The 7,590-nt window shown below is 53.2% G+C and carries 11 protein-coding genes; 2 read left to right on the top strand and 9 right to left on the bottom strand.

The genetic code is table 11. From position 1 onward, the window contains the following. Window positions 1-92 precede the first annotated feature (92 nt). Both ACW4LP_RS07280 and ACW4LP_RS07275 read right to left on the bottom strand, forming a co-directional pair. Window positions 93-278 (bottom strand): phage replisome organizer N-terminal domain-containing protein, encoded by a 186-nt coding sequence (locus ACW4LP_RS07280; RefSeq protein WP_455803662.1) that lies wholly within the window; start codon window positions 276-278, stop codon window positions 93-95. A 113-nt stretch (window positions 279-391) separates the two neighbouring features. Further along, a complete protein-coding gene (locus ACW4LP_RS07275) occupies window positions 392-790 on the bottom strand; it encodes a cysteine-rich VLP domain-containing protein (RefSeq protein ID WP_455803661.1) in 399 nt (132 codons plus the stop codon). Window positions 791-916: 126 nt separating this feature from the next. Here ACW4LP_RS07275 and ACW4LP_RS07270 point away from each other — a divergent pair, with 126 nt between their 5' ends. Together ACW4LP_RS07270 and ACW4LP_RS07265 are read left to right on the top strand one after the other, a co-directional pair. Then, a complete protein-coding gene (locus ACW4LP_RS07270; protein WP_005924829.1) occupies window positions 917-1,195 on the top strand; it encodes a type II toxin-antitoxin system RelB/DinJ family antitoxin in 279 nt (92 codons plus the stop codon). Then, complete coding sequence (locus ACW4LP_RS07265; RefSeq protein ID WP_002596328.1) at window positions 1,192-1,482, top strand: type II toxin-antitoxin system YafQ family toxin; 291 nt, start codon at window positions 1,192-1,194, stop codon at window positions 1,480-1,482. The genes ACW4LP_RS07270 and ACW4LP_RS07265 overlap by 4 nt, the downstream gene beginning before the upstream one ends. Before the next feature lie 107 nt (window positions 1,483-1,589). Here the strand turns inward: ACW4LP_RS07265 and mobQ are convergent, their stop codons facing one another. The 7 genes from mobQ to ACW4LP_RS07230 form a co-directional block, all read right to left on the bottom strand. After that, window positions 1,590-3,035, bottom strand: a complete 1,446-nt coding sequence (gene mobQ / locus ACW4LP_RS07260; RefSeq protein WP_455803660.1) for a MobQ family relaxase — start codon at window positions 3,033-3,035, stop codon at window positions 1,590-1,592. A gap of 186 nt (window positions 3,036-3,221) precedes the next feature. After that, window positions 3,222-3,512: a DUF3847 domain-containing protein gene (locus tag ACW4LP_RS07255; protein WP_455803666.1), complete on the bottom strand. Its 291-nt coding sequence runs from the start codon at window positions 3,510-3,512 to the stop codon at window positions 3,222-3,224. Window positions 3,513-3,540: 28 nt separating this feature from the next. After that, entirely contained in the window at window positions 3,541-4,002 is a 462-nt protein-coding gene (locus ACW4LP_RS07250) for an RNA polymerase sigma factor (protein WP_009296689.1), read from the bottom strand. Between the two features lie 10 nt (window positions 4,003-4,012). Next, on the bottom strand, window positions 4,013-4,465 hold the full coding sequence (locus tag ACW4LP_RS07245; RefSeq protein WP_021413289.1) for a sigma-24: 453 nt from the start codon (window positions 4,463-4,465) through the stop codon (window positions 4,013-4,015). 103 nt (window positions 4,466-4,568) lie between these two features. Next, on the bottom strand, window positions 4,569-4,982 hold the full coding sequence (locus tag ACW4LP_RS07240) for an RNA polymerase sigma factor (RefSeq protein WP_278544760.1): 414 nt from the start codon (window positions 4,980-4,982) through the stop codon (window positions 4,569-4,571). 478 nt (window positions 4,983-5,460) lie between these two features. Beyond that, entirely contained in the window at window positions 5,461-5,832 is a 372-nt protein-coding gene (locus tag ACW4LP_RS07235) for a metal-dependent transcriptional regulator (RefSeq protein WP_455803659.1), read from the bottom strand. Window positions 5,833-5,843: 11 nt separating this feature from the next. Then, on the bottom strand, window positions 5,844-7,580 hold the full coding sequence (locus tag ACW4LP_RS07230; protein WP_455803658.1) for an ABC transporter ATP-binding protein: 1,737 nt from the start codon (window positions 7,578-7,580) through the stop codon (window positions 5,844-5,846). Window positions 7,581-7,590 lie beyond the last annotated feature (10 nt).

Here is a 7,590-nt window from a genome sequence, read left to right as displayed (position 1 = left end):
TGGGCGGCGGTACCAATTTATCTTACCCAGGGTACCAAGCCCGCTGACTGGCGGTACCAGATTCTGCTGATTGTTGGTACCGGAGAGGGTTACTACTCATAAGGAATGTCCTCGTCAAGTTGAAGCCGTCCGCCATGTTTCAGCGATTTCAGATACAGCTTGAGCAGAATGTTGGAATACAGCACACCATCCTGCATACTTTCCAGCAGCACGATGGAATCATCGTCAAAATAGTTTTCTTTGAGTTTCAGGTAATAATATTTTCGGTTGTCTGACATAGGGTTCCTCCTTGGGGTTTCTCTTGGGATTCTGTACGCATTTTAAGGCCGTTTTAGGGGTCAGAGGATAAATCTATCAGCCTGCCTTTGACACCCTCGAAAAAAGCCTTGATTTACAAGGGTTTTTCAGCCCCTAAAGCGTGACATTTCTCCCGTTGTTTCCGCTTGCGCTTTGCGGCATTGATCCGCTTCATGCGTGTGGCACAGTCCGGGCAGTATTTGGCCCGGTTGGAGCCGGGGGTGAACAGCGCCCCGCAGACGGCGCAACGCTTGGCGTCCAGCCGGTGGAACAGCGCCGTTTCCAGTTCCTTGTCCTGCGGCAATACCGCCGCCCGAAACCACCTGCACAACAGGGAGTAGGAAATAGACTGGACACAGACACATTCCTCCCCATCGTCCAGGGCGATACAGTTTCCGTCGATGTAGTTACAGCACTCATGCACCAGCCTCCGCGCTCTGCGGTACTGGCGGTAATCCATGACGGGGATAGGTTCAGTCTTGTCGTTCTTCATAAATGATTTCTTTCATAAAGCCGGTAACCTCCTTGAATGAATTTATTGTTAAATATTCGTGCAAAATATTGTTTTCTTCGTGCAAATGGCATATACTATAATTGCCAGCAGAAAGGGGTTGATCGTATGGCTGGAAATACCACAAACATCAGTATCCGCATGGACGCAGATTTGAAAGCGCAGGCGGACGCACTGTTTACAGAACTTGGCATGAACCTGACTACGGCGTTTAACATCTTTGTGCGCCAGTCGCTTCGTGAAGGCGGCATTCCCTTTGAAGTAAGGCTGGAACAGCCGAACAAAGAAACGGTTGCTGCCATGCTGGAAGCGGAAAGGATTGCAAAAGACCCGTCTGTAAAGGGCTACAATGACCTTGACGAGTTATTTGCTGACCTGAAAAGATGAAAGAAACCAAATATACCGTCAAGTACACGACCAGTTTCAAAAAAGACTACAAACGAGCCATCAAGCGTGGCTTGAAGATCGAACTGCTGGAGCAGGTCGTAGCATTGCTGGCAATGGGCGAACCGCTGCCGGATAAGAACCGTGACCATGACCTGTCTGGCGATTGGGCAGGCCATCGAGAATGTCACATTCTCCCGGACTGGCTGCTTGTCTACCGCATAGAAGATGATGTTCTGGTGCTGACGCTGGCCCGCACCGGCACACACAGCGACTTGTTCGGCAAATAAACAGTCTGCCGCCGTATGGGGAAACCTGTACGGCGGTTTTTCTGTGTGCAAAAGTATGTCGTGAAATGCGACGCACTTGACAGGGGTACGCCAAAATGCAGTATCCTTTACCGATCCGGCTCCCGGTCGTGAGGCTTGTCCCGTTCCTGTCGGGACAGCTGCTCGGCGGTTTTGCGGAGCTGTTCCACTGCTTTCAAATCCTCCCGCATGGATTTCATGGCAAGCGTGTCCGTCTGCTTTCCGGCGGTCAGCTGGTCGATTTCCCGCTGCCATGCCTTCGGGGTGATTGCCTCGCCGCTGTCTTTCAGTTCTTTCAGATACCGGGCCGCTGCGTCATACAGGATCAGTTCCCGGCTGTGGCGCTGCTCAAACTGTTCCCGTTTTTCCGGCTTTACTTTGGCAAGCTGCTTGTGGATGGACTTGTACTGGTTGTACTGTTCCCACATCTCCCCGCGCTCGGTAAGAATGGCAATCCGACGCTCAGCTTTGACGATCTTTCCCCGCAGGTCATAGTAACGGCTGTTCATATCAGCGATTTTTTCATGAAGCTGCTGCATAGACTGGATGCCGTTTGCCTGCAAAAAGCTGAATAGTGCAGCGCTTTCCTGCAAAGCCCGGATTTTTCCGGTGCGGGTGCGGGGAGCGTTCAACTGCTGCTGAGCCTCCCACAAAGCTGTCAAGCTGCTTTGCTGCGTTAGTGGTTTTTCCGTTTCGGCTTTCGACCAGCGATAAAGACGGGTAATGCGGGCTTTGATTTCTTTCAGCAGCTTGTTGTCGGCGGCGATCTGTCGGTTTACTTCCCCCTTGTCGGTGCGGATACCGCGCTTTTCCATTTGGCTGGCAGCTGGCCCCAGATGGACAGAGGGAATCTTATCAATGCCCTGCCGCTTGTAGCTGCGGTGGTCAATGCGCTCCGGTCTACCGGCAGATTCCAGCGCCCGGTTGGTGTAGGCTGCCCACGCTGCCCGCCAAATCTCCACATTTCCTTTATCGTTCCAGTCGGTCGTATCCTCCCGATGATTTTTCCAGCCGCCTTTCCCATCCGGGATACGCTGTCCGTTCTCGTCCAGATCGTATGCTTTGCGGCACTTCGCATCCCATGCGCCATTTTCTTTCAGTGGGCGGATGGTCAGCAGAATATGGGCATGGGGATTTCCGTCCCCTTTGTCATGGAGTGCAAAGTCCGCACACATACCGGCGGCAACAAAGTTGTCGTTCACATAGGCGCGCACAAGGGCAAGCTGCTGTTCTCTGGACAGTTCGCGGGGCAGAGCTGCTTCGATCTCGCGGGCAAGCTGGCTGTCCCTTGCTTTCTCGATCTGCTCCACGCTGTTCCAGAGGGTGGAGCGGTCTGCAAACTCTGGCGGGGCGTGGGCAGGCAGCATGATCTCCGCATGGACAATGCCGCCTTTCCGGGTGTAGTCGTGGGTCATTCCATCCCATTCATTTGTCAGCTTGGTTCCGCTGCGGTAAGCAGCTGCGGCAACAGCAGAACGGCCCGCGCTGCGCTTGATGATACTGACGGGGATATGACAGAAATCTATGGGGAACACCTCCTTTCAGTGAGGGGATAACAGGCTCTGTGGAGCCGGACAAACGCAAAGCGGGTGTCTGGCTGCGCAGAGCGCACAAGGGGTTTGGGGAGCGTAGCGCCCCATCGCGGACGAAGTACGCAACAGCCCCGGCAGGGCGCACGACACCGGCAACGGTGTATAAGTGCGCCCTTGTAAACAAGGGACTTATGGCGTGTCCCCGGATTTTGGCAGGTTTGTAGTCAATTCCGCAGCCCCCGGAAGATGGGACAGGGCAATCAGAAATGTTTTGACCTCCGCGCCGGAAAGGTCGGGAGCCAGCGGGAAAATCCCCTCCAAAATGGCTCCGCGCTCAATCAGGCGGCGGGTGCGAACCCTGCGTTCTTCGTTCCGCTGCTTGTTCTCCAAAATCTTCTTTCGGTTTTCAAGCTGCCGAATCTCCTTCAGGACTTTCTCCCGTTCTTCTTTTTGGGGGTGGGCTGTAATTTTTTCGTTCATGTCAGGCACCTCTTTTCTTTGAAAATACTCATAGATTGACCGTCCATTTCTGTCGAGCAAAGTACCGGCGCAGCCTCCGCAGTGCAGCGTGGATGGATTTTCCCGCCTGTGATGGTGTGATACCCTCCATTGCGGCAATATCTTTCACTTTCATACCCAGCATATAGCGGGCATGGACACGGCGAGCCTGCATAGGCGGCAGGGAAGAAATGGCTTCGTACAATCGCCGTATCAATTCTTCGTATTCGGCTAATTCTTCTTTTTCTATCAGGTAGTCCTCCGGCGATGGCTGCGCCCAGCCGATGGCGGCATTTTCGATTCCATCGTTACAATCGAGGGAATAAAACGCCTTATACCGGAACATCTTGCGATCTCTGGCGGCCTCGGCTCTCTTGTCCAGAAGAAACGCTTCGACGATCTCATCGGACACCTCCACAAAAATGTCCTCTTTGCAAAATGGATAATATTGTTTGAGATTGATGGTCTGCATAGGCATGCCCTCACTCTGTTTGGAAAAAGCCATCATAGCAGCGGCGCATATTCCGCAGACCCCGGCGGATGGCAACGCTAACCTTGCTGCTGTGGACGCCCTCTATCCGAGAGATTTCCGGCTGCTTGATACCAGCAATGTAGTAGGCGTGAACACGGCGGGCCTGTGTCGGAGTGGCATGAGCCAGAGCCACCGGCAGAGCTGCAATCAGGTATAGGCGGGTGGTCATTTCTTCTCGTTCCAGCAAAATATCTTCCGGCGATCTGCTGTGTTCCAGTGCGTAATTTTCCAGCCAGCTGTATGCGTCCAGAGAGTAGTAGGCGCGGTGGTAGACTTTCCGACGCTCATAGTTCTCCATCTCCCGCTTGGCCTGATACATCGCTGCCCATACCTCATCCGTAACATCCACAAACTCGTCATGCCGGTAGTGGGGATACATCCACCGCAGATTGATTGTTTTCATAGGCTTACCTCCTGAAAATCGGAGAGGCGGACAGCTCGTCCGCTGTCCGCCCCTCGCTGAGATAAGGGAAATGATCCCTTTCACTTGGTAGCCAGAAAACAGGTCATTCGTTAAGCCTGTTCTCAAAGAAATTTATAAATTTTTTTCTGACCGCCTCCACACTTTGATAAACAGCCACTTTGGAGCAGCCGCACAGCACACCGATCTCTGCAAGGCTCAGCCCGTCAAGCGCATAGAGCAGGAACCGGCGGCGCTGGGCCTCGGTACAGGTGTCCAGAACAGCCATCAGCTCATGCAGCGTTTCCATGCGGCAAAGGTATTCCTCCGGCGTTTCGCCGTAGACCCCTACACCCTCGGTGGTAATGATGTACTCGTCAAACTCCCGGCCATCCCAATGCCGCCGCTGTTCATGGAACAGGTTCTCCGTTTTGTGATCGGCCCGGTCAAGAAATTCATAGACTTCCAGCGTGACCTCCACGGTCACAGCTTGTCCGTTATAATTGATGGTAACTTCCATCTGCCTTTCCTCCATTCAGATTTTTTGGGTAAATCTGAATGAGGCGGCGGAGAACGGCACTGAGGCCAGGGTTCGGGCCATGCTGGCCCGATGTTACGGCCCCACAGGTATGAAAAAACGCCCGGACAGCAGAAAGCTATTCGAGCGCAAAAACTCCAATATTCACTTACAGAATGACAATTTTCGCACCGGCTATCAGACGGGGCCTGTTCGTTGACTGGGCTTTTTTTGACGGTAGTGAAATATCGTCTGAATTTGTCGGCGGTCAATGTGCTTCATGGCGGTTCCCTCCTAAAGCCGCCGTGTCAGCGTGTAGTCGTCACTCCTTTGTCGAGGGCATAAGAAACGGCGGCCTTGATGTTACTCAAAACCGCCGCAGTACCCGGAAAATCCATTTTGGGCGCACAAAGCTGCCTGCCCTGCAACGGTTTTTTTCTTTCCCCGTCTTGCGGGGCAGGATCGCTTGGCTTATTCGGTTTTAGTTTTGCTCTTGTTCGGCTGCCTCTTTCAGCCGTGAAAAGCTCTCATCGCTGATGATGTGTTCAATCCGGCAGGCGTCAGCCTCCGCAGTCCTGGGGTCAACGCCTGCGGTGATAAGCTGCTCGGTAAAGAAGCAGTGACGCTCGTAGATTTTTTCGGCAACTTCCCGGCCAACATCGGTCAGATGGAGAAAGTGATCTTCGTCCATCATAAGAAAGCCGCCGTCCCGCAAGGTAGCCACTGCATGGCACACGCTGGGCTTTGACACCTCCATGTGCCGGGCCACATCTACGGAGCGTACCATACCGAGTTTCTTTTGGAGAACAAGGATGGTTTCCAGGTAGTCCTCCCCGGACGCATGAAGTTTCATCTGAACCTCCTTTACTGAGCCAGATTCCAGCCGATGGCCTCCTGTCTGGCCGATACAAAATCGGCATACAGGCCTTTTTGCTGGATCAGCTCCGCATGAGTGCCGCGCTGGACGATATGAGCGTTGTCCAGCACAAGGATCTGGTCGGCGTTGCGGACGGTTTTCAGACGGTGGGCAATCATGATGATGGTCTTGTCATGGGTCAATGCCTCGATAGCCCGCTGCAATTCATCCTCATTCTCCGGGTCAACGCTGCTTGTTGCCTCGTCCAAAATGATGATAGGTGCGTCCTTCAGCATGGCGCGGGCGATGGAAATCCGCTGTTTCTCGCCGCCAGACAGAGTGCCGCCGCCCTCGCCAATCACAGTGTCATAGCCATCCGGCAGGGCAGAAATAAAGTCATGGCAGCAAGCCTTCTTCGCCGCCTCAACCACCTGCTCATGGGTGGCGTCCGGGCAGCCAAACTTGATATTGTTCTCAATCGTATCTGCAAAGAGGTACACGCTCTGGAACACCATCGAGATATTCTTCATCAGGCTGTCCAGCTTAAAATCCCGTACATCCGTACCGCCTATGGTAATCTTCCCGGCATTCACATCCCAAAAACGGGCAATCAGGTTGCACATCGTTGTCTTTCCTGCCCCGGAAGGGCCGACAATGGCCGTAGTCGTTTTTTCGGGAATGGTAAAGCTGACCTGATCTAATATCTTGCGGTCTGCGTAGGAAAAATCCACCTTGTCAAACACAATCTCGCTGGACTTCGGCGTAATGTCAGCGCCTTTCTCGTCCATCACCGGCGTGTCATCAATGGAGTTTGCCGTATCCATCGAGGCCGCCAGCATTTGCAGCAAAGAGGCCATATTCCCGGCGTTCTCCAAATCGTTGAACACCATGAAAGAAGCAATCACCAAAATCAGACCGTAAGCCAGCGGCAGGGAGCCGTCCAGCCAGAACCAAACCGAGGCCAAAAGCAACAGGACGCTAAACACCCGAACAACAGCCTGTTTGATAGCGTCATAGGGAACGCTGGCCCTTGTCAATTTCAGATTATCCCGGCAGCTTGCCTTAATTGCACTGCCGATAGACTGCGTGCTGTCCCGTTCCAGTCCAAATGCTTTGACAATCCCCATCCCCTGAATGTACTCCAACACAGACTCCACAAGGGACTCCTGTGTGTGCTGGCGTACCCCGCTGAGCGCGGCAGATTTGCGAAGCGCCAGTTCCGCCGCCGCAAGGTAAATCAGGACACCGGCAGCAGCCACAAGACCGATCCGCCAGTCAAATACCAACAGGACAATGACGAGGGCAACCGAGTTGAAAAAACCGCCCAGCACTGACACCAGGACACGGGCTGCTGAGTTCTCTACATCACCCAAAGTTGTTGTGACAATGGCGGTAATATTCCCGATACTATTCTTGTTGAAGTAGCCCATCGGGATGTAGCGCAGCCGATCTCCGATGTGGATACGCTTTTCCGCCACCATGCAATAGCCGGTTTCTGTCTGCTCCATCGTGGAGAAATAGGTCATGATGATACGCCCAATGAGGGAAACGGCCATAATCCCCAGCGAAAGCCAGATAAACTTTCCGTCCCGGTTGTCAGATACCAGTGCACCAATTACCACAAAGAGGGCGGCAAACTGCATGGCTGAAAACAGCCCGGACAGAAATGAGAATAACAGGGATTTTTTTAGAAGCCCCTTTTTGCTGCCTGCAAAAGCAAAGATTTTTTTCAATGTTCCATACATCTGACAACAC

Source organism: Adlercreutzia sp. CNCM I-6215 (genome assembly GCF_977072315.1).
Note: the sequence above shows the minus strand (reverse complement) of the source record. Positions and strands in the feature narration are given on the sequence as shown.